At 71.3% G+C, this 19660-nt stretch carries 10 protein-coding genes and 4 pseudogenes; 6 read left to right on the top strand and 8 right to left on the bottom strand.

Annotation, left to right across the window (positions count from 1 at the left end):
• Positions 1-33 precede the first annotated feature (33 nt).
• The 4 genes and pseudogenes from ACHMXE_RS12635 to ACHMXE_RS12620 form a co-directional block, all read right to left on the bottom strand.
• Positions 34-660, bottom strand: coding sequence for a response regulator transcription factor (locus tag ACHMXE_RS12635; protein ID WP_203203358.1), 627 nt, complete (start codon positions 658-660; stop codon positions 34-36).
• Positions 661-704: 44 nt separating this feature from the next.
• Positions 705-2798: a nitrogen regulation protein NR(II) gene (locus tag ACHMXE_RS12630; RefSeq protein ID WP_395349647.1), complete on the bottom strand. Its 2094-nt coding sequence runs from the start codon at positions 2796-2798 to the stop codon at positions 705-707.
• An 11-nt stretch (positions 2799-2809) separates the two neighbouring features.
• Positions 2810-3625, bottom strand: coding sequence for a carbon-nitrogen hydrolase family protein (locus tag ACHMXE_RS12625; RefSeq protein ID WP_395349646.1), 816 nt, complete (start codon positions 3623-3625; stop codon positions 2810-2812).
• A pseudogene (locus ACHMXE_RS12620) lies at positions 3622-8009 on the bottom strand (YhdP family protein). Before ACHMXE_RS12620 ends, ACHMXE_RS12625 begins: the two are co-directional and overlap by 4 nt.
• 125 nt (positions 8010-8134) lie before the next feature.
• Between ACHMXE_RS12620 and glnE the strand changes: the two are divergent.
• On the top strand, positions 8135-10852 hold the full coding sequence (glnE, locus tag ACHMXE_RS12615; RefSeq protein WP_395349644.1) for a bifunctional [glutamate--ammonia ligase]-adenylyl-L-tyrosine phosphorylase/[glutamate--ammonia-ligase] adenylyltransferase: 2718 nt from the start codon (positions 8135-8137) through the stop codon (positions 10850-10852).
• A gap of 46 nt (positions 10853-10898) precedes the next feature.
• Positions 10899-11888, top strand: a pseudogene (locus ACHMXE_RS12610) (septal ring lytic transglycosylase RlpA family protein); the annotation flags it as partial.
• A gap of 167 nt (positions 11889-12055) precedes the next feature.
• Here ACHMXE_RS12610 and ACHMXE_RS12605 read toward each other — a convergent pair.
• The 3 genes and pseudogenes from ACHMXE_RS12605 to ACHMXE_RS12595 all read right to left on the bottom strand — a co-directional run bounded on the left by ACHMXE_RS12605 (position 12056) and on the right by ACHMXE_RS12595 (position 14451).
• On the bottom strand, positions 12056-12517 hold the full coding sequence (locus ACHMXE_RS12605) for a carboxymuconolactone decarboxylase family protein (RefSeq protein ID WP_203203362.1): 462 nt from the start codon (positions 12515-12517) through the stop codon (positions 12056-12058).
• Between the two features lie 90 nt (positions 12518-12607).
• A pseudogene (locus ACHMXE_RS12600) lies at positions 12608-13502 on the bottom strand (RNA polymerase sigma-70 factor).
• Positions 13503-13593: 91 nt separating this feature from the next.
• Positions 13594-14451 carry a hypothetical protein gene (locus ACHMXE_RS12595; RefSeq protein WP_057597796.1) on the bottom strand — a complete coding sequence of 286 codons (858 nt, stop codon included), beginning with the start codon at positions 14449-14451 and terminating at the stop codon, positions 13594-13596.
• Positions 14452-14611: 160 nt separating this feature from the next.
• Between ACHMXE_RS12595 and ACHMXE_RS12590 the strand changes: the two genes are divergently transcribed.
• The 4 genes and pseudogenes from ACHMXE_RS12590 (at position 14612) to ACHMXE_RS12575 (ending at position 18898) form a co-directional block, all read left to right on the top strand.
• Positions 14612-15214 (top strand): glutathione peroxidase, encoded by a 603-nt coding sequence (locus ACHMXE_RS12590; protein WP_209540570.1) that lies wholly within the window; start codon positions 14612-14614, stop codon positions 15212-15214.
• Between the two features lie 327 nt (positions 15215-15541).
• Positions 15542-16857 (top strand): annotated as a pseudogene (locus ACHMXE_RS12585) (NAD(P)/FAD-dependent oxidoreductase).
• The gene (locus ACHMXE_RS12580; RefSeq protein WP_395349642.1) at positions 16854-17657 is read left to right on the top strand and encodes a DUF1365 domain-containing protein; all 804 of its coding nucleotides are present in this window, start codon (positions 16854-16856) and stop codon (positions 17655-17657) included. The pseudogene ACHMXE_RS12585 and the gene ACHMXE_RS12580 overlap by 4 nt, the downstream one beginning before the upstream one ends.
• Entirely contained in the window at positions 17654-18898 is a 1245-nt protein-coding gene (locus ACHMXE_RS12575; protein ID WP_395349641.1) for a class I SAM-dependent methyltransferase, read from the top strand. The genes ACHMXE_RS12580 and ACHMXE_RS12575 overlap by 4 nt, the downstream gene beginning before the upstream one ends.
• Positions 18899-18971: 73 nt before the next feature.
• Here ACHMXE_RS12575 and ACHMXE_RS12570 read toward each other — a convergent pair whose 3' ends face one another.
• Positions 18972-19583: a glutathione S-transferase N-terminal domain-containing protein gene (locus ACHMXE_RS12570; RefSeq protein ID WP_203203367.1), complete on the bottom strand. Its 612-nt coding sequence runs from the start codon at positions 19581-19583 to the stop codon at positions 18972-18974.
• Positions 19584-19660: the final 77 nt, after the last annotated feature.

Below are 19660 nucleotides of genomic sequence, written 5' to 3'. Positions count from 1 at the left end.
CCTCCCCGCGCGGAGGGCTTTTTTACGCGCCGCTCAGAGCCCGCGCAGCTTGTTCGCGAGCTCGACCGCCGACTTCACTTCCATCTTGTCGAACACGCGCGCGCGATGGACCTCCACCGTGCGCACGCTGATCGCGAGCTGGTCGGCGATCAGCTTGTTGGGCAGCCCCTCGATCACGAGCCGCATCACGTCGCGCTCGCGCTCGGTCAGCTCGGCGATGCGGTCGGACAGCCCGCGGCGCGCGCGCCGCGCCTCGAGCGCGTCCTGCGACAGCAGCAGCGCCTGCTCGATGCGGTCGACCAGCGCGTTGTCCGAGAAAGGCTTCTCGCAGAAGTCGAAGGCGCCGCGCTTCACTGCGTCGACCGCGGTCGGCACGTCGGCATGGCCGGTCAGGAAGATCACGGGCATGGCCGCGAGCAGGCCGCGCTCGACCAGCCGGTCGAACAGCACCAGCCCGCTGGTGCCGGGCATGCGAACGTCGAGCAGCAGGCACAGCGGCTGCTCGGGCAGCGGGCCCTCGGCCAGGCGCTGCTCGAAGGCCTCGGCGCTGCCGTAGTGCTCGCTCGCCAGGCGGCGCGAGCGCAGCAGCCAGGCCAGCGCCTCGCGCACGCTGGCGTCGTCGTCGACGATGAAGATCAGGCCATCGATCAGCGGTTGCATATCGGTCGGGAAGAAAATCGAAAAAAGGGTCGGGAACGGCGGCATCAGGCCGCGGCCGGGAGGGTAAACCGGAACACGGTGCCGCGCGGCCGATTCGGCTCGAACATCAGCGCGCCGCCATGCTGCTCGACCACGGTGCGGCACAGGCTCAGGCCCAGCCCCATGCCATCGGCGCGGGTGGTGAAGAAGGGGGTGAACAGGCGCGCGGCGACCTCCTCGCCGATGCCGCTGCCGAGGTCGGCCACCGAGAACTCGAGCCAGCGCCGCGCATCGTCGACGCCGCTGCCGCCGACCGCCACCGCGCGCGCCACGCGCAGCCGCAGCACGCGGTTGCCGATGTTGTCGGCCGTGTCCATCGCCTGCATCGCGTTGCGCGCGAGGTTCAGCAGCACCTGCTCGACCAGCGTGCGGTCGCACATCGCGGCCGGCAGGCGGTCCTCGAGCACCACCTCGATGATCACGCCGAGCTTGCGCGCCTGCAGCCGCACCAGCGGCAGCACGGCATCGATCAGCGCCTGCGGCGCCACCGCCTCGCGCGTGCGGTCGCGCCGGCGCACGAAGTCGTGCACGCTGCGGATCACCTGGCCCGCGCGGTCGGCCTGCTCGGCGATGCGGCGCACCGCCATCGCCACCTCGCCCTGCTCGCCGCGCGCGTCGGGCCCGAGCATGTTGAGCGAGCCGGTGGCGTAGCTGGCGATCGCGGCCAGCGGCTGGGTGAGCTCGTGGCTCAGCAGCGAGGCCATCTCGCCCACGGTGGCCAGCCGCGCGCTGGCCTGCAGCCGCTCCTGGCTGGCGCGCGAGAGCTCCTCGATGCGGCGCTGCTCGCTGACGTCGATGAAGGCGCTCATCCAGCCGGTCTGCACGCGCTGCGCGTTGAGCAGCGGCGCCTCGAAGATCAGCACCGGGAAGCGGGTGCCGTCCTTGCGCATGAAGACCGACTCGAAGCCCTCGCGCGGCGGCATGCCGCCGGCCAGCCGGCGCGCCTGGCGCTGCTGGTACTCGTGCGCGAGCTCGGTCGGCCAGTAGGGCGCGTCGTTGGCCTCGCGCGCCATCAGTTCCTCGGCGCTGAAGCCCACCATCTCGCAGAAGGCCGGGTTGACGTAGGTGATGCGGCCCTGCAGGTCGCGCGCGCGCAGGCCGGTGATGACCGAGTCCTCCATCGCCTTGCGGAAGGCCAGCGAATCGGCGAGGTCGCGCTCGGCGCGCAGGCGCCGCCGCGTGTCGCGCGCCAGCAGCACCAGCACCGACACCAGCGCGATCGAGATCGCCGTGACCAGCGCGGTCAGCACGTTCGGGAACAGGTCGGGCGCGGCGCGCCAGCCGTCCACGCGCAACATCAGCGCGGCGCCGGGCAGGTCGATCAGCTGCTGCGCGGTGAACACGCGCGTGCCGACGCGGCGCGCGGTGCCGATGGCCACGAGGCGGGTGCCGTCGGTCTCGGTGAAGGCCACTTCCTGGCCGCGCGTGAGCGTGGGGCCGACCAGCTCGGCCAGCGTGTCGCGCAGCGAGTAGCTGGCCACCAGGAAGCCGCCGCCGGTGTCCATCGGCACGCACAGCTCCATTACCTCCATGCCGCCACCGCCGCCCAGCGGCACGTAGTGGCTCGGCGAGTAGGCGGGCGTGCCGAGCTTGCGCGCGGCGGCGCAGGCCAGCGAGACGTCGGACTGCTCGGCCGTGCGGCTCGCGGGATCGAGCACGTGCAGCCGGTAGGGCGTGTCGACCGCGTCGAGCGCGCGCAGCTGCGCGTCGCGCCATTCGAGCCGCAGCCACTCGCGGTGCTCGCGCAGCAGCGCGGCCGCGGCCTCGGGCCAGTGCGAACGGTCGGGGCCGGGCGCCTGCGTGGCGCGCAGGCTCTGGGCATTGCGCTGCAGGCCGCTGCGCAGGTCGGTCACGGCATCGGCGGTGTCGCGGTCGAGCGCGGCCTGCACCTGCTCGACCTCGTGCTTGCCCGCAAGCCAGACCACGGTGACCAGCAGCGCCAGCACCAGGATCGCGAGCAGCAGCCAGAGGAACCAGCGCTGCCACAGCGAGCGCAGGCGCGCGAAGCCGACGACGAGGCGGCGGTAGGGCGGCACCGGCAGCGGTGGCGGCGCATAGGCCGGCTCCGGCGGCGCGAGATCGGACGCATCCACCGCCATCGCGCCCGGCCCTACAGGATGCGGTGCGACAGCGCGGGCAGCTGCGTGCGCGCGCGCTCGAGCTGGGCGGTGTCGATGTCGAACAGCACCACGCCCTCCTCGCTCGCCTGCTGCGCGACCACCGTGCCCCAGGGATCGACGATCAGCGACTGGCCCCAGGTGCGGCGGCCGTTCTCGTGCGTGCCGCCCTGCGCGGGCGCGACCACCCAGGCCAGGTTCTCGATGGCGCGCGCGCGCAGCAGCACCTCCCAGTGCGCGGCGCCCGTGGTGTGGGTGAAGGCGCTGGGCACCAGCAGCAGGTCGGCGCCCTGGCGCGAGAGCGCGCGGTAGAGCTCGGGAAAGCGCAGGTCGTAGCACACGCTCAGGCCGATGCGCCAGGCATGGCCGTCGCGCGAGGGCAGCTCGAACAGCACCGGCTCGGCGCCCGGCGCGATCACGCGGCGCTCGTCGAAGCGTTCGCGGCCGTTGTCGAAGAAGAACAGGTGGATCTTGTCGTAGCGCGCCACGCACTTGCCCTCGGGCGAGAACGCCAGCGAGCTGTTGAAGACGTGGTCGGCATCGTGGCTCTCGATCGGCAGCGTGCCGCCCACGATCCACAGGCCGAACTCGCGCGCCGCGTCGGCCAGGAAGCCCTGCACCGTGCCCGCGCCGGCGGTCTCGCGCAAGGCCAGCTTGTCGGTGTCGCGCGCGCCCATCATGCAGAAGTACTCGGGCAGCACCGCGAGCTCGGCACCCTCGGCGGCGGCCCGCGCGAGCAGGTCGTGCGCGCGGGCCAGGTTGGCTTCGCGGGCGATGGCCGACACCATCTGGATGGCTGCGACTTTCATTGCGTGGTCTCCGGTCTCCTGCCCTCGCCCGCGGCCGGCAGCCCCGGTATGCCCGGCAGGCTGGGGATGGCCGGCAGGTGCGGCAGGTTGTTCGACATCGTGGGCAGCAGCGGGCGCGCCACCTTCGCTATTTTGGGGTCGGCCCAGGTGCCCTCGATCTGGAACTCCTGCGTGGCCGCGTTCGACAGCGGCTTGCTCAGCACCCACTGCGCGAGGAAGGTACCGAGGCCGATGGCCGGGTTGATCGCGGTCGCCACCAGCGCGGCGGTGCCGGCGTTGATCTCGGGCACCACCACCACGCGCAGGTTCTGCGTCTCGTGGACGATGTCGGCCGAGCCGTCCATCAGCGCAGCGGCGTTCACGCCCTTCATCTGCAGATTGTTGGTGCTCGCGGTGCCGTTGGCGATCTTCGCGTCGCCGCGGATGAAGTCGAAGGCGAAGCCCTGGCTGAACACGTCGCGGAAGTCGAGCGTGAGCCGGCGCGGCAGCGCCTGCAGGCTCAGCACGCCGAGCAGCTTGGCCAGGCCCGGGTCGGCCTTGAGGAACTGGCCCGACTCGACGTTCACGCCGAGCTGGCCGCCCAGGCTCGGGTAGTCGATGGAGAACGGCGAGCCGCGCCAGTCGACGTTGCCCTCGAGCCGGCCGTTGCCGCGCCGCAGCACGCCGGGCATGCCGAAGCGCCCGAGCAGGACGCCGGCGTCGTTGATGTCGAGCCGGAAGGTCATGGCGGTGCGGCGCTGCTCGGCGCGGCCGCCGCCGCCCGAGCCCGGGATCGCGGCCCAGGTGCCCTTGGCCACGAAGCTGGCCTCGGGCATGGTGAAGCTCAGCCGGTTGAGCAGCCATTCGCGGCCCACGCCGCCGCGGTTGACCGCGTCGATCTCGGCGCGGCCCAGGCGCTTGCCGAGCAGCTCGAAATCGTCGATCACGATGTCGAGCGCGGGCAGGGTGCCGGGCTGCTCGTCGAGCAGGGCCTCGACCTGGGGCGCCTCGCTCGGCGCGATCTTCAGCCGCGCGAGCCGCGCATAGAGCCGGCCGGCCTGGGCGTGGCGGTACTCGGCATAGCCGCTGAGCTCGGTGGCGTCGATGTTGGCGCGCCACAGCGCGCCGTCGCGCGTGCCGCCGAGCACCACCTCGTGCAGCGTGCGGCCCGCCACGCCGAGCTGCTGCGCGCGCACCGCGATGCGCGTGGGCAGGTAGGGCGAGGCCTCGTCGCCGGCCGCGGCCTGCACATCGGCGTCGCTCGCGCCGGTGGCTTCGCCGAAGGCCGCCTGCCAGGCCGCCATGTCGAGCCGCGCGAGGTTGATGTTGGCAAGCACGCCGCGCTCGGGCACGCTCGCGGTCTCGCCGGCCGCGAGGCCGACCGCGATGGCGCCGCGCAGCACGCGCGGCTCGCTGCCAGAGATGTCGCGCACGTACTGCACCGAGCCGACGCGGCCGATCTCCAGCCCGATCTGGTCCTGCGTGGCGACGCTGGCCGCGCCCGCGCTGCCCGCCGAGCCGGCGCGCGCCTCGCGCTGCACGATCTTCTTCTCGATGCGCAGCGGCATCTGCTCCTCGGCGCTCTTCGCGAGCGGCGCGGGCAGCTGCAGCGCCAGGCCCTGCAGGCTGCTGGCCACCGAGAACTCGGAGGCACCGTCGCGCATCGAGAAGCTCGCGGTGTAGGGCGTGGCGCCGGTGGCCTTCTTCGCGAGCCGCGCGAGCCAGTCGACCTCGCGCGCGGCGCGCATGCCCTCGGCGCTGACGCTGCCCTGCGCGCGGATCGCGAGCTCGTGGCTCGCGGCCGGGCCGGTGTAGCGGCCGCGGCCGTCGATGCGCACGTCGCCGCCGAGCAGCCGGGCCTGCACGCCGGCCAGCGCGAAGCCGGTCTCGGTGAAGTTCAGCGTGCCCCTGGCCTGGGTCAGCAGCGGCGCCTCGGGCACCGGCTGCACCTCGTTGTTGTCGCCGAAGGCCACGCTGGCCTGCACCTTCGCCTTGTCCATGGCCTCGAGCGGCAGCTCGAGGTGCAGCTTGTAGTCGGCCACGCCGTTGGCGCGCACGCCGCGCAGGAACTCGCCGGCATCGCCGGCCAGCGGCGCGCCCACGCGCAGCAGCTCGCCCAGCGGCCCGCGCGCCTGTGCGTCGACCTTGAGCAGCGCGGCATGGTGCGACATGTCGGGGATCTGCGCTTCGGCTTTCGACACCTCGATGGCGGTGGCGCCCGCGAGCCGGCCGCGCGCGTTGCGCACCTGCATGCCGGCGCGCTCGAAGATCAGTTCGCCCGACAGGCCGGTGATCGCGGGCCACTGGGCCACGCCGGGCGCGGCGGGCGGGGCGACGGTCGGCGGGTTGGGCGCGGCGGCGACGCGGGCGGCCGCGGTGCCGCGCGCGGCAGCGGGCGCCGGCGTGGCGGCCGCGGGCACGTGCGGTGGCGCGTAGGCGTAGTGCACGTCCTGCACCCTGGCCGCGATGCGGAACTCGCCGAGCCGCGGGTCCATGAAGGGCATGTCGTGCAGGTCGCCGCGCACGCGGAAGTCGACGCTGCTCGCGACGCCCTTGGTGACCGCGTCGCGCACGTAGTCGCGCGTGTGCTGCGGAATGTCGAGCGGCAGGTAGCGATAGACCCGCGTGCCGTCGGCCCGGGTCAGCTTGCCGCGCAGGTCGAGCACGCCGGGAAAGCGCGCCTTGCTGCTCGAGGTGGCCGGGTCGCTGGTGCGCCAGCTGGCCTCTGCATCGCCCTCGGCATCGACGTTGGCGAAGCGCAGCTTCGACACCTGCAGCTGCGTGTTGCCGTTGTCGATCTTCCACTGCAGCTGGGCCGAGAGCCGGTCGACCGGGATCGCGGGCTCCTCGAACACGCCGGGAATTCGAGCCCGCCCTGCGCGATCGCCAGCGTGGCGGTGCCGCCCGCGTGGGTGGCGTCGAAGTCGAGCGTGGCGCCGCTGAGGCCGGGGGTGCCGGGGTGCACGCGCGGCGGGGTGGCGGCGGCCGTGGTGCTCGCCGACGGTGCGGAAGGTGTCTGGGCGGGCGGCTTGACCGTGGGCGTGGTGGGCGTGGTGGGCGTGGTGGGCGTGGCGGGCGTGGTGGGTGCGACAGCAGGGGTCTCCGCCGGTGCCGCGCCAGCCTGCGAGGCGATGCGCAGCCCGCTGATGCGGCCCTTGGCCTGGTAGCGGTCGGGCGCGCCGAGCGAGCCCTGCCAGTTCAGGTCGATGCGCTCGACCAGTCCGCGCGGACCGTAGGCATCGAGCACGCGGTGGGTGGCGTCTCCGAGCGGCAGCCGGTCGGCGATGAGCGCCAGCGCCGCGAGGTCGAGCCGGTCGGCGCGCAGCGCGCCGTGCTCGGGCGTGCGGCCCTTGGCCGGCGTGTGCTGCAGCCAGAGGTTGCCGCCGGGCCAGCGCAGGCCGTCGGCGGTGTCGAACTGCAGCGCGGTGGTCGAGAACTCCATCGTGTCGACCGTGAGCCGGCCCGCGAGCCGGCCCGTGACGGCGCGCAGCACCAGCGGCTGCAGCCCCTGGCCGAGCGAGGCGTCGACGCGGTCGAGCCCGAGGTCGGCCGCGGCGCCGACGATCTGGCCCTCGTCCACGTCGGCCCACAGCCGCAGCGCGCCGTTGCCCTCGCGGATGCGCGCGTCGATCGACACGTAGCGCCCGAGCCGGGTCACGTCGATGTAGGGCAGGTCGGCGTACATCTGGCCGTCCCAGGTCTGCCAGCGGCCGGTGCGCACCGACAGCAGCGGCTGGCGGAACTCGCCGCGCAGCGTGAAGCGGTCGCCCCAGCCGGCCGGCGGCGTGGCATCGAGACGCAGGCCATGGCGGCGGCCGCCGTTGCGCGCCACGAAGCGCACGTCGGTCAGCATCAGCGGCTCGGCCTGACGCTGCTCGTCGGTCCAGCGCACCGTGCCGCCCTCGATCACCAGTTCGCGCTGCGCGAAAAACCAGTCGGCGGCGCGGGTCTCTCCGGTCGTATCGGTCGACATGTGCAGGCCCGCGACATGGAGTTTTCCCTGAGTGTCGCGGCGCACGTCGAGCGCCGGGCCCTCGATGTAGAGCTGCTCGAAATTGAAGCGCCACAACGAGCGCGGCGAGACGCTGGCCACCACGCGCACGAGGCGCAGCGCCTCGCGCTGCTGCGCGTCCTGCAGCACCACGTCGCGCAGCTCGAAGGCGGGGAACAGGCTGCCCGAGCGGGCCGTGATCGAACCGATGCGCACCGGCACCCCGATCGCCTTGCTGGCCTGCGCCTCCAGCGCACCACGGTAATCGCCGATTCGCGGCACAATCCACGCGTGCAGGACCACGACTGCCAGGGCCAGGAGAAGCCACGCAGCCACGAGAAGACCCAGGAGCCAGCGCGCCGTCACAGCGGTGATCTTGAGCAGACGTGAAGGGGAAGACGCCGTGTCGTTCATTGAGGATCGCGCTGTGCCGGGAATTATGACCGCCACCATCGGGGCGGGTTCCGCCGAAACCAGCACCAGTTTGAATCAGTTGTCAGCTACAGCATCGACGAGCCCCCGACGCGGACAAGCCCGCGTTGTCCTCCTATTCGCGCTTCGTGCAGCGCCTGCGCCGCCGCTATGCGGGCGAGCTCGCGCTGCTGCCCGAGGGGGAGCCGCGCCGCGCATCGATGACGCAGGCCTACGAGGCACTGCGCGCGCGCGGCGACGGCGTGGGCGATGCCCTGCGCATCGTGCGGCAGTTGGTGATGGAACGCCTTGTCACACTCGACTGCGATCGCCAGGCCCCGTTGGCCGTGGTGACCACCGCGGTCACCGAGCTCGCCGAGTTCGCGCTCGACACCGCCTGCCGCGAGGCCTGCGCCGAACTCGACGCGGCGCACGGCGCGCCGCTGGGCGCCGACGGCCAGCGCTCGCAGCTGTGGATCGTGGGCATGGGCAAGCTCGGCGCGCGCGAGCTCAACGTGTCGAGCGACATCGACCTCATCTACCTCTACGACCAGGACGGCGACACCACCGGCGACCCGCAGGGCCGCGGCAAGCTCGCGAACCAGGAGTACTTCGCGCGCGCCGTGAAGCGCATCTACGCGCTGGTGGGCGACACCACCGAGCACGGCTTCGTGTTCCGCGTCGACCTGGCGCTGCGGCCCAACGGCAACTCGGGGCCGCCCGTGGTCTCGCTCGATGCGCTGGAGGAGTATTTCCAGGTGCAGGGCCGCGAATGGGAGCGCTTCGCCTGGATGAAGAGCCGCGTGGTCGCACCCACCGAGGTGGTCGCGCAGGGCCAGGCCCAGGGCCTGCGCGGCGCGGTGCTGCCCTTCGTGTTCCGCCGCTACCTCGACTACAGCGTGTTCGATTCGCTGCGCGTGCTGCACCGCCAGATCCGCGAGCAGTCGGCGCGCCGCAGCGCCGGCCGGCCCGAGCGCGCGAACGACGTGAAGCTCTCGCGCGGCGGCATCCGCGAGATCGAGTTCACCGTGCAGCTGCTGCAGGTGGTGCGCGGCGGCCAGTTCCCCGAGCTGCGCACCCGGCCCACGCTCGATGCGCTGCAGCGGCTCGCGCGCGCCGGCCTGATGCCGCAGGAAACCGCCGACACGCTGGCCGCGGCCTACGAGTTCCTGCGCCGGGTCGAGCACCGCATCCAGTACCTCGACGACCAGCAGACCCATGCGCTGCCCGTGGCCGACGAGGACCTGCGCTGGATCGCGCAGACGCTCGGCTATGCCGACTGCTGCCCGTTCCTGGCCCAGCTCGACACCCACCGCGAATTCGTCGCGCAGGAGTTCGACAAGCTGCTGGGCGGCGACAAGCCCTGCAACGGCAAGTGCAGCGGCGCGCGCAAGGCGGCCGCGCCGGCCGAGCTGTCGGACCTGCTCGACGAGCTGCCGCCGGCCTTCGCCGAGCGCATCAAGGACTGGTGCGAGACGCCGCGCATGATGGCGCTGCGCGACGAAACGCGTGCGCGCTTGCGCCAGCTGGTGCAGCGCACCGGCCAGTGGCTGCGCGAACCCGACGGCGACGGCCAGGGCCAGACCACTCACCCTGTCGAGGCCGCGCTGCGCTGGGCCGACTGGATCGAGCCGCTGCTGCGCCGCGAGAGCTACCTCGCGCTGCTGGTCGAACGGCCCGCGGTGCAGGAACGGCTGCTGCGCCTGCTGGGCTCGGCGCGCTGGCCGGCGCGCTACCTGATGCAGCATCCGGGCGTGATCGACGAGCTGGCCAGCGACGAGATGCTCTCGGGCCGCTTCGTGGCCGCCGAGTTCGAGCGCGAGCTCGAGGCGCGCCATGCCTCGCTGAGCCGCACCGGCGAGGCCGACGAGGAGCGCCTGCTGAACCTGCTGCGCCACGCGCACCATGCCGAGGTGTTCCGCACCCTGGCGCGCGACGTGGACGGCCGCATCACCGTCGAGCAGGTGGCCGACGACCTGAGCGCGCTGGCCGACACCACCTTGCGCGTGACCGCCCGCTGGTGCTGGCCGCACGTGCGCAACCGGCACCGCGAGGTGGCGCAGTTCGCGATCATCGGCTACGGCAAGCTGGGCGGCAAAGAACTGGGCTACGGCAGCGACCTCGACATCGTGTTCGTCTACGACGACGACGACGAGCGCGCCGGCGAGGTCTACGCGGCCTACGTGCGCAAGCTCATCAACTGGCTCACGGTGAAGACGCGCGAGGGCGACCTGTTCGAGATCGACACCGCGCTGCGGCCCAACGGCAACTCGGGCCTCCTGACCACCAGCTTCGAGGCCTACGAGAAGTACCAGCTCGGCCGCGGCAGCAACACCGCCTGGACCTGGGAACACCAGGCCATGACGCGCGCGCGCTTCGTGCTCGGCAGCGAGGACCACGGCGCCGAGCTGGGCGCGCGCTTCGACCAGGTGCGCGAGGCGGTGCTGGTGGCGCCGCGCAACCGCGAGGCGCTGAAGGCCGAGATCATCGCGATGCGCGACAAGCTGCGCGGCGCGCGGCCCGTGAAGGCCGACCGCTTCGACGTCAAGCACAGCCCCGGCGGCATGGTCGATGCCGAGTTCGCGGTGCAGTTCCTGGTGCTGTCGGCCTCGGGCGCGCATCCGGAGCTGATCCCCAACCTCGGCAACATCGCGCTGCTGATCCGCGCCGAAGACGCCGGCCTGCTGCCCGCGGGCGTGGGCCGCAATGCGGCCGCGGCCTACCGCGAGCTGCGGCGCGTGCAGCACCGCGCACGCCTCAACGAGGAACCCACGCAGGTGACGCCGCCCGCGCTGGCCATGCAGCGCGAGGCGATGCTGGCGCTGTGGAGGGCCGTGTTTGGTTGAGGCGCGCGGCGCCCGCCGACCCAGCGCGGCCTGCGCCGCCTGTGCGGTGGCTGTCGCCCTCGTGCTCGCGGGATGCGCGAGCGGGCCGCGCGGCGGCGGTGGCCGCGACGGTCCGGGCAGCAGCCCGCCATCGAACCTCGAGCGCGTGCCAGACGCCGAGCCCCGCATCGAGCCGATCCGCGGCAGCGGCGGCACCAGCAAGCCCTACAGCGTGCTCGGCCGCGGCTACACGCCGATCACCGACGACCGGCCGTTCCGCGAGTCGGGCCTGGCCTCCTGGTACGGGCGCAAGTTCCACGCGGGCTCGACGGCCAGCGGCGAGCCCTACGACATGTACGCGATGACGGCGGCCCACAAGACGCTGCCGCTGCCGAGCTATGTGCGCGTGCGCAACCCGGCCAACGGCCGCGAGGCGATCGTGCGCGTGAACGACCGCGGGCCCTTCGTCGACGGCCGCGTCATCGACCTGAGCTACACGGCCGCGCTCAAGCTCGACCTGCTGCGCGGCGTGGCGCCGGTGGAGATCGAGCGCATCACGAACGAGGACATCCGCACCGGCGCCTGGCGGCGCGGGTCGGACACGATGCTGGCGGCGACGCCCGTTCCTGCGCCCTCGCCCGCTGCACCGGTCTACGTGCCGCCATCGCCGATGCCGGCGCGCGCAACCACCGCGTCAGTGGCCGCCCCGGTGGCCGTGCCCTCGGCCTGGGTCTCGACGGTGGGAACGAACGCGCCCGAGGCGTCGACGATGCCGGTGGCGCCGTCCACCCTGGCCGGGCCCGCGCCTGGTGCCGACGACGAGGTCGAGCCGCCGGGACCGCGCCCGCCGATGGTGGTGAACGCCCTGCCACCGCTGGCACCGGCCGCGGCCGCGCCGCCGAGCGGGCCCTCGCCCGCCGCGGTGGCCGCTGCGGCCGCGGCTTCACTGGCCGGGCCCGACACGCCGTCGGCCGGCTTCTGGGTCCAGCTCGGCGCCTTCCGCGAACGCGGCGGCGCCGAAACCCTGCGCGCCCAGGCCGCGCGCGGCCTGCCCTCCCTGGCACCGCAGCTGCGCGTGTTCAGCGAGGCCGGCACGCACCGGCTGCAGGCCGGTCCCCTTCGCCTCGCGCGGCGAAGCGGGCGAGGCGGTGTCGCAGGTGCGCGAGAGCCTGCGCATCTCGCCGGTGGTGGTCGAGCGGCGCTGAGAAGCGCCCGCCGCTGCACTTATTCGAGCGGCTTGACCGGCGCGGGCACGTGCATCGCGACGTTCATGCGGTTCCACGAATTGATCTGCGCCACCGCGACCGTGAGCTCGGCGATTTCGAGGTCGCTGAAGGCGGCCTTCAGCGCCTCGTACTCGGCATCGCGCGCATCGTGGCGATCGGCCATGCGCGTGAGCGATTCGGCCCAGGCCAGCGCGGCGCGCTCGCGCGCGTCGTAGAAGCTCATCTCGCGCCAGGTCGGGAGGCTGTTGATGCGCTGCCAGCCTTCGCCTTCCTTGCGCAGGTCGCGCACGTGCATGTCGAGGCAGTAGGCACAGCCGTTGATCTGCGAGACGCGGGCGAACACGAGGTCGACCAGCTTCTTCTCGAGCGTGGTGTTGGCGATGGCGGTGTTGACCGACAGCAGGGCCTCGAAGGCCTTGGGCACGGTCTTGAACCAGTTGAGGCGGGGGGTGGTGTTCATGGCGCTGTTCTCCAGTGGTTGACGATGAAATCGGGATACACACTGAAGACGCGCCGGCCCGCCGGCCTGTGACACGAAGTCGGAAAAAAATCAGCGCGCGAAGGCCGCGGCGATGCGCGCGAGCTTGTCGGGATTGCGCTGCGCGCGCGACGCGTGCGATGCGGTCGCCGTCGAACTCGAAGGTCTGGGCCGACTCGAGCACGCCGCCGATGAAGCGCAGCAGGCCCGGCTCGCCGTTGAGGTCGACCAGCTCGGTGCGCACGCTGCGTTCCGGCTCGCCGCCCGCGTGGCGCCGCTGCACGGCGAAGTAGAGCTGCGCGATGCGGCGCGCGCCGACCAGCCCGTGCGTGAAGGTCTGGACCTTGCCGCCGCCGTCGCCGACCAGCTCGGCCTCCTCGGTGAAGAAGGCCTCGAGCTCGCGCACGCTGCCCTTGGCCGAGGCCTCGGCGAAGCTGCGCAGCAGCCGCATCTGGGTCTCGCGCGAGACGCGGTAGCGCGGCCGCCCTTCCTGCACCTGGGTCTTGGCGCGGTGCACGAGCTGGCGGCAGGCGGCCTCGCTCTTGCCGAGCATGCGCGCGATCTCGTCGTAGTCGGTGTCGAACACCTCGCGCAGCAGGAAGGCCGCGCGCGCCTCGGGCGCCAGCCGCTCGAGCACGGCCAGGAAGGCCACCGAGACGTCGTCGGCGCGCTCGAGCATCTGCTCGGGCGTGACCGGCGACTCGGTGAGCATGGGCTCGGGCATCCAGTGGCCGCTGTAGTGCTCGCGCTGCACCTTGGCCGCGCGCAGCCGGTCGATGGAGAGCCGGGTCACGACCGTGACCAGCCAGGCCTCGGTGCTGTCGAGCGCCTCGGTGGCGGTTTCGTGCCAGCGCAGCCAGGCGTCCTGCACGACCTCCTCGGCCTCGGCCACGGAACCGAGCATGCGGTAGGCGATGCCCTGCAGGCGCGGGCGGTGGCGGTCGAAGGCGAGGGTGGCGGCGTCCATGGAAGCAAGACGGCTGGCGTTGCCGGTTTGTGACAGGGGCGCCCCAAAAAAATCGCCCCGGCGTGCGGGGCGATTTTCTGCGGTCCTGGCTTTACGCGCCCTGGTATTCGGGCTTGGGGCCGAGGCTGGCCGCCAGTTCCTTGCGGTAGCGGTTCAGTTCCTGGACCGTCTTGAAGCTGCGGTTCATCAGCAGGCTCAGGTTGTGCAGGATGCGCTCGCCGACCTTGGTTTCCCAGACGGCGTCGAACTTGATCTGCTTGTCGAGCCAGTGCTCGAGCCAGTCCGGATCGGGCATGCGGCTCTGGATGGTGTCGTTCGGGAACAGCGCCTTGTTCACATGCAGGTTGGTCGGGTGCAGCGCCTGGGCGGTGCGCCGGGCGCTCGCCATCAGCACGCCGACCTTGGTGAAGGCCGAACGGGCCTCGTCGCCGAACTTCTCGAGCGCGCGCTTCATGTAGCGCAGGTAGGCGCCGCCGTGGCGGGCTTCGTCCTGGCTCAGCGTGGTGTAGATGTGCTTGATGACCGGCTCGGTGTGCCACTGGGCGGCACGGCGGTACCAGTGGTTGAGGCGGATCTCGCCGCAGAAGTGCAGCATCAGGGTTTCGAGCGGGGGCGCCGGGTCGAAGTCGAAGCGCACCTCGTGCAGCTCGGCCTCGGTGGGGGCGTGCTGGGGGCTGAAGCGCTTGAGGTACTCCATCAGCACCAGCGAGTGCTTCTGCTCCTCGAAGAACCAGATCGACATGAAAGCGGAAAAATCGCTATCGTGGCGGTTGTCGCGCAGGAACATCTCGGTGGCCGGCAGCGCCGCCCACTCCGTGATGGCGTTCATCTTGATGGTTTGCGCCTGCTCTTCGGACAGCAGCGAAGCGTCGAACGACTGCCACGGGATGTCCTTGTCCATGTCCCAGCGGACGGATTCGAGCTGTCTGAAGAGTTCCGGATAGAGCATCTATATCTTTCTAAGGCCGCCGATTTTAAACGGCACGTTTGGCGCATCCATGACAGGCGCGCGATGATGCGAATACGTGCGCCGTCGCGGCACGGATGCGCCCCCCCTTTTTGTGAACCAGGAGCCCGCCATGCGAACCCCCACCCCATTGTCGGTCCCGATGCTCCGTATGTCGGCAATGGCCCTGATGGCCGGCCTGTTGACCGCCACGGCACCGGCCTTCGCCCAGCAACCCGCGGCACCCGCGCCGGCTGCCGCGCCCCAGGCGGCGGCAGGCTGCCCCGCCATACTGCAACACACCTTCCCGCGGCTGCAGGACGAGAAACCACAGTCGCTGTGCCAGTACTCGGGCAAGGTGGTGCTGGTGGTCAACACCGCCAGCTTCTGCGGCTTCACGCCGCAGTACAAGGGACTGGAAGCGCTCGACAGCAAATACCGCGCGCGCGGCTTGGTGGTGCTGGGCTTCCCGTCGAACGATTTCGCCCAGGAATCGGCGTCGAACAAGGAGATCGCCGACTTCTGCGAAAGCACCTTCGGCGTGAAATTCCCGATGTTCGGCAAGTCCTCGGTCCGTGGCTCGGACGCCAACCCGCTGTTCAAGCAGCTGGCCCAGGCCTCGGGCACGACGCCCAAATGGAACTTCTACAAGTACCTGATCGGCCGCGACGGCAAGGTGGTGCAGGCTTGGTCGAGCATGACGGCGCCGGACGAGAACGCCTTCATCTCGATCATCGAGAAGCAGTTGGCGGCCAATCCGGGCTGAAGCCGGTGAGTTGGCACCCACGATCAAAATCTAAACTGATCAGTTCACACAGCGACGTATCGGTAATATTATTTACCGATGCGTCAATCAGATTGTGAACGGATCGTCACAAACGCTTACCACTGCGGTGGGAACCGTGCGGCAAAGTCCTCGCTCATAACTCGCGTGGGCAGTGAATGCCCCACGGTTTTCATGTTGCGAGGTCTTCCGGGCGCTTGCCGTCCGGTCGAAATCCCGAGGCGATTCTTCTCCTCCTTCCTCCCTCCCTCCTTCGCGTCGGGGCGCCTCGCAGCATTTTTGTCTTCCAGCCAACCCGGGGGCGGTGCCATGAGGCCGCCGACCCGGGTCGCCATCGTCGGCGCCGGCATCTCGGGACTGGCCGCGGCCCACGCGCTGCGCGACTCGGCCCACATCACCCTCTTCGAAGCCAGTGACTACTTCGGTGGTCACGCCCACACGGCCACGGTCACGCTGCCGACGTCGCCCGGCTCGCGCGAACGCGTCGCGCACGGCGTCGACACCGGCTTCCTGGTCTACAACGACCGCACCTACCCCGAGCTGATCCGCCTGTTCGCCGACCTGGGCGTGGCGACCGCCGACTCGGACATGTCGTTCTCGGTCCAGGCCACGCGGCCCAGCGGCGGCCGGCTCGAATGGAGCGGCAGCAGCCTCGCGACCGTGTTCGCGCAGCGCCGCAACCTCGTCGACCCGCGCTTCCTCGGCATGCTGGCCGACCTGATGCGCTTCAACCGGCTGACCACGCGCATCGCGCTCGCCGGCACCGAGGGCGAACTGGCACAGCCGCTGGGCGACTTCCTCGATGCCCACCGCTTCGGCCCGGCGTTTCGCGACTGGTATTTCCTGCCGATGATGGCCTGCATCTGGAGCTGCCGACCGCGCAGATGCTGGCCTTCCCGGTCGCGACCATGATCCGCTTCTGCCACAACCACGGCCTGATCCAGATCGCCAACCGGCCGCAGTGGCGCACCGTGCGCGGCGGCTCGCACCGCTACGTCGAGAAGATCGTCGCGGGCCTGTCCGATGCGCGCCTGAACACGCCGGTGCGGCGCATCGAGCGCGACGCCGACGGCGTGCGCATCGCCACCGACGCCGGCACCGAGGCCTTCGACCACCTGGTGCTCGCCACCCATTCCGACCAGGCCCTGGCGCTGCTGGCCGAGCCCAGCCCTGCCGAGGCCGCGGTGCTCGGCGCCATCCGCTACCAGCCGAACCACGCGGTGCTGCACACCGACGCCTCGGTGCTGCCCGAACGGCCCTCCGCCTGGGCGGCGTGGAACTACCAGCGCGCGGACGGCGCGCGGGAGTCGGGCGGGGTCTGCCTGCACTACCTGCTCAACAAGCTGCAACCGCTGCCCTGGTCGCAACCGGTGATCGTTTCACTGAATCCGGTTCGCGAGATCGCGCGTAGTGAGGTCATGGCCGAATACGACTACGCCCACCCGGTGCTCGATCTCTCAGCGATCGAGGCCCAGTCGCGGGTGCCCGCGCTGCAGGGACGGCAACGCACCTGGTTCGCGGGTGCCTGGATGGGCTACGGCTTCCACGAGGACGGCCTGAAGGCCGGCCTGGCCGCGGCCCGCGGCCTGCAGGCGCAGCTGGCGACCGGGAAAGCCGCCCCATGACCACGGCGGGGCCGTTGCCGCTGATCGGCTTCGGCGAGGTCCGGCATGCGCGGCTGCGCCCGGCCCGCAATGCCTTCGCCTATCCCACCTTCTTCCTGCTGCTGCCGATGCGCGCCCTGCGCCGCGACGGCAGTCCGGCGCTCGCGTTCAACCGCCGCGGCGCGCTGTCCTTCCACGACGTCGACCATGGCGACGGCCGCGCGCCCGATGCCGGCGGCGCGCTGGCCTGGCTCGACGAGCTGCTGGCCTCGCACGGCATCGACGACGCCGACGGCGAGGCCTGGCTGCACTGCTACCCGCGGGTGTTCGGCTACACCTTCAAGCCGGTCAGCTTCTGGTACTGCCACGACCGCATGGGCGCGCTGCGCGCGATCGTGGTCGAGGTCAACAACACCTTCGGCGAGCGCCACTGCTACCTGCTCGACCGGCCGGCCTTCGGCCCCGAGCTGCGCGCGACCAAGGCCTTCCATGTCTCGCCGTTCTGCCGCATCGACGGCAGCTACCGCTTCCGCTTCTTCACCGACGCCGAACGCACGCGCACCCTGGTGCGCATCGACCACGACGACGCCGACGGCCCGCTGCTGCAGACCAGCGTCGGCGGCGAACTCCAGGCGCTCGACGCGGCCAGCCTGCGGCGCGCGCTCTGGCGCTACCCCGCCATGACGCTGGGCCTGATCGCGCGCATCCACTGGCAGGCCGCGCGGCTGTGGCTCAAGCGCGTGCCCTTCGTCCACAAGCCGGCCCCACCGCTTCATTCCGTGTCGCGCGGCGAGCCGCGCCAGCCGCAGGCGAATCCATGACCCCGACGACGACCACTGCCGACTCGCCCGCCTCGGGCTTCCACCTGCCGCAGGACGCGCCGCGCGCGGCCCGCAGCGTGCTGCGCCTGCTGCAACGCCTGGCGCACGGCTCGCTGACCGTGCGGCTGCCCGACGACTCGGTGCGCCACTTCGGCGCCGCGCCGGGCGAAGGCCCGACCGCCTCGCTCACGCTGCGCAACTGGACGGTCTGCAGCGCCGCGCTGAAGTCGGGCGACATCGGCTTCGCCGAGAGCTACATCGCGGGCGACTGGACCACGCCGAACCTGGTCGAGCTGCTGCGCGTGTTCGTGGCGAACCGGCGCGCGATCGAGAACGTTTTCTACGGCAGCTGGACCGGCCGCCTGCTCTACCGCCTGCGCCACCTGCTGCTGAACCGCAACAGCAGGACCGGCAGCGCACGCAACATCCAGGCGCACTACGACCTGGGCAATGCCTTCTACGAACTCTGGCTCGACGAGACGATGAACTACTCGTCGGCCTGGTTCGAGGGCGACCTGACGCGGCCGATGCCCGAGGCGCAGCACGCCAAGGTGCGGCGCGCGCTCCAGATGGCGGGCGTGCGTCCCGGCGACCGGGTGCTCGAGATCGGCTGCGGCTGGGGCGCGCTGGCCGAGAAGGCCGCGACCGAATTCGGCGCCGCCGTGACCGGCGTGACGCTCTCGCACGAGCAGCTCGCCCACGCGCGCCAGCGCACCGAGGGCCTGCCGGTCGACCTGCGGCTGCAGGACTACCGCGACATCGGCCGGACCACCGGCGACACGCCCTTCGATGCGATCTGCTCGATCGAGATGGTCGAGGCCGTGGGCCGCGAATACTGGCCGACCTACTTCGCGAGCGTGAGCCGGCTGCTCAAGCCGGGCGGGCGCGCCTGCATCCAGAGCATCGTAATCGACGACGCTCTGTTCGAGCGCTACGTGGACGCCACCGACTTCATCCAGCAGTACATCTTCCCGGGCGGCTGCCTGCCCTGCCCGCGCGAGTTCCGGCGCGCCGCCGAGGCCGCGGGGCTGGAAGTGGTCGACGAATTCGCCTTCGGCGCCGACTACGCCGAGACGCTGCGGCGCTGGCGCGAGCGCTTCCTGGCGCAGCGCGCCCAGGTGCTGCAGCTGGGCTTCGACGAGCGCTTCATGCGGATCTGGGAGTTCTACCTGGCCTACTGCGAGGCGGCCTTCGCCGAGCGCAGCATCGACGTGGTGCAGTACACGCTGCGCAAGCCCTGAGGTCGGGCCAACGACAAAAAAGCGCCGGAAGGCGCTTTTTTCATGGGCGAACGCGGTTCAGCCGCTCGGCGGCTCAGGGCTGGGTGTCGATGAAGCTCGGCCGCTGCATCAGCTTGTCGTAGAGCTTCGCGAGATTCGCGTAGTCGGCGCGCCACTCGATCTCGGGGAAGCGCAGGTTCAGCCAGCCCAGGGTGCAACCGACCGCGATGTCCGACAGGCTCAGGTGGATGCCGCTGCAGAAGGGCTTGTCGCCCAGGCCCTTGGCCATGGCGGCCACGCCGGCCTCGACCTTGGCGCGCTGGCGGTCGATCCAGGCCTCGCTGCGCTCGCCGTCGGCGCGGCCGGTCCAGGTGCGCTCCAGGCGCCACAGCACGCCGGCGTCCATCACGCCGTCGGCCAGCGCTTCCCAGGTCTTGACCTCGGCGCGCTCGCGGCTCTGCTGGGGAATCAGCTTGCCGACCGGCGACAGGGTGTCGATGTATTCGACGATCACGCGCGAGTCGAACATCGCCTCGCCGCCCTCCATGATCAGGCACGGCACCTTGCCCAGGGGGTTGGAATTGGCGATGGTCGTGTCGGGCGACCAGACGTCCTCGATCACGAACTGGTAGTCGAGCCGCTTCTCGGCCAGCACCACGCGCACCTTGCGCACATAGGGGCTGGCGGCGGATCCGATCAGTTTCATGAAGGCGCTCTCCCTCGATTTTGATAACGTTTGTTCATAATCATTTTAGGGGAACGCCAAAGCCGGGCTTTCGGTGT

The organism is Variovorax sp. UC122_21 (assembly GCF_044056785.1).
Taxonomy (GTDB): domain Bacteria; phylum Pseudomonadota; class Gammaproteobacteria; order Burkholderiales; family Burkholderiaceae_C; genus Variovorax.
The sequence above is the reverse complement of the archived record's forward strand: the minus strand, read 5'-3'. Positions and strand labels throughout refer to the sequence as shown.

What these genes read in the sequence shown, in the direction of transcription:
- ACHMXE_RS12635 (WP_203203358.1), bottom strand. Translation starts at nt 660, where the DNA reads ATGCAACCGCTGATCGATGGCCTGATCTTCATCGTCGACGACGACGCC.
- ACHMXE_RS12630 (WP_395349647.1), bottom strand. Translation starts at nt 2,798, where the DNA reads ATGGCGGTGGATGCGTCCGATCTCGCGCCGCCGGAGCCGGCCTATGCG.
- ACHMXE_RS12625 (WP_395349646.1), bottom strand. Translation starts at nt 3,625, where the DNA reads ATGAAAGTCGCAGCCATCCAGATGGTGTCGGCCATCGCCCGCGAAGCC.
- ACHMXE_RS12605 (WP_203203362.1), bottom strand. Translation starts at nt 12,517, where the DNA reads ATGAACACCACCCCCCGCCTCAACTGGTTCAAGACCGTGCCCAAGGCC.
- ACHMXE_RS12595 (WP_057597796.1), bottom strand. Translation starts at nt 14,451, where the DNA reads ATGCTCTATCCGGAACTCTTCAGACAGCTCGAATCCGTCCGCTGGGAC.
- ACHMXE_RS12590 (WP_209540570.1), top strand. Translation starts at nt 14,612, where the DNA reads ATGCTCCGTATGTCGGCAATGGCCCTGATGGCCGGCCTGTTGACCGCC.
- ACHMXE_RS12580 (WP_395349642.1), top strand. Translation starts at nt 16,854, where the DNA reads ATGACCACGGCGGGGCCGTTGCCGCTGATCGGCTTCGGCGAGGTCCGG.
- ACHMXE_RS12575 (WP_395349641.1), top strand. Translation starts at nt 17,654, where the DNA reads ATGACCCCGACGACGACCACTGCCGACTCGCCCGCCTCGGGCTTCCAC.
- ACHMXE_RS12570 (WP_203203367.1), bottom strand. Translation starts at nt 19,583, where the DNA reads ATGAAACTGATCGGATCCGCCGCCAGCCCCTATGTGCGCAAGGTGCGC.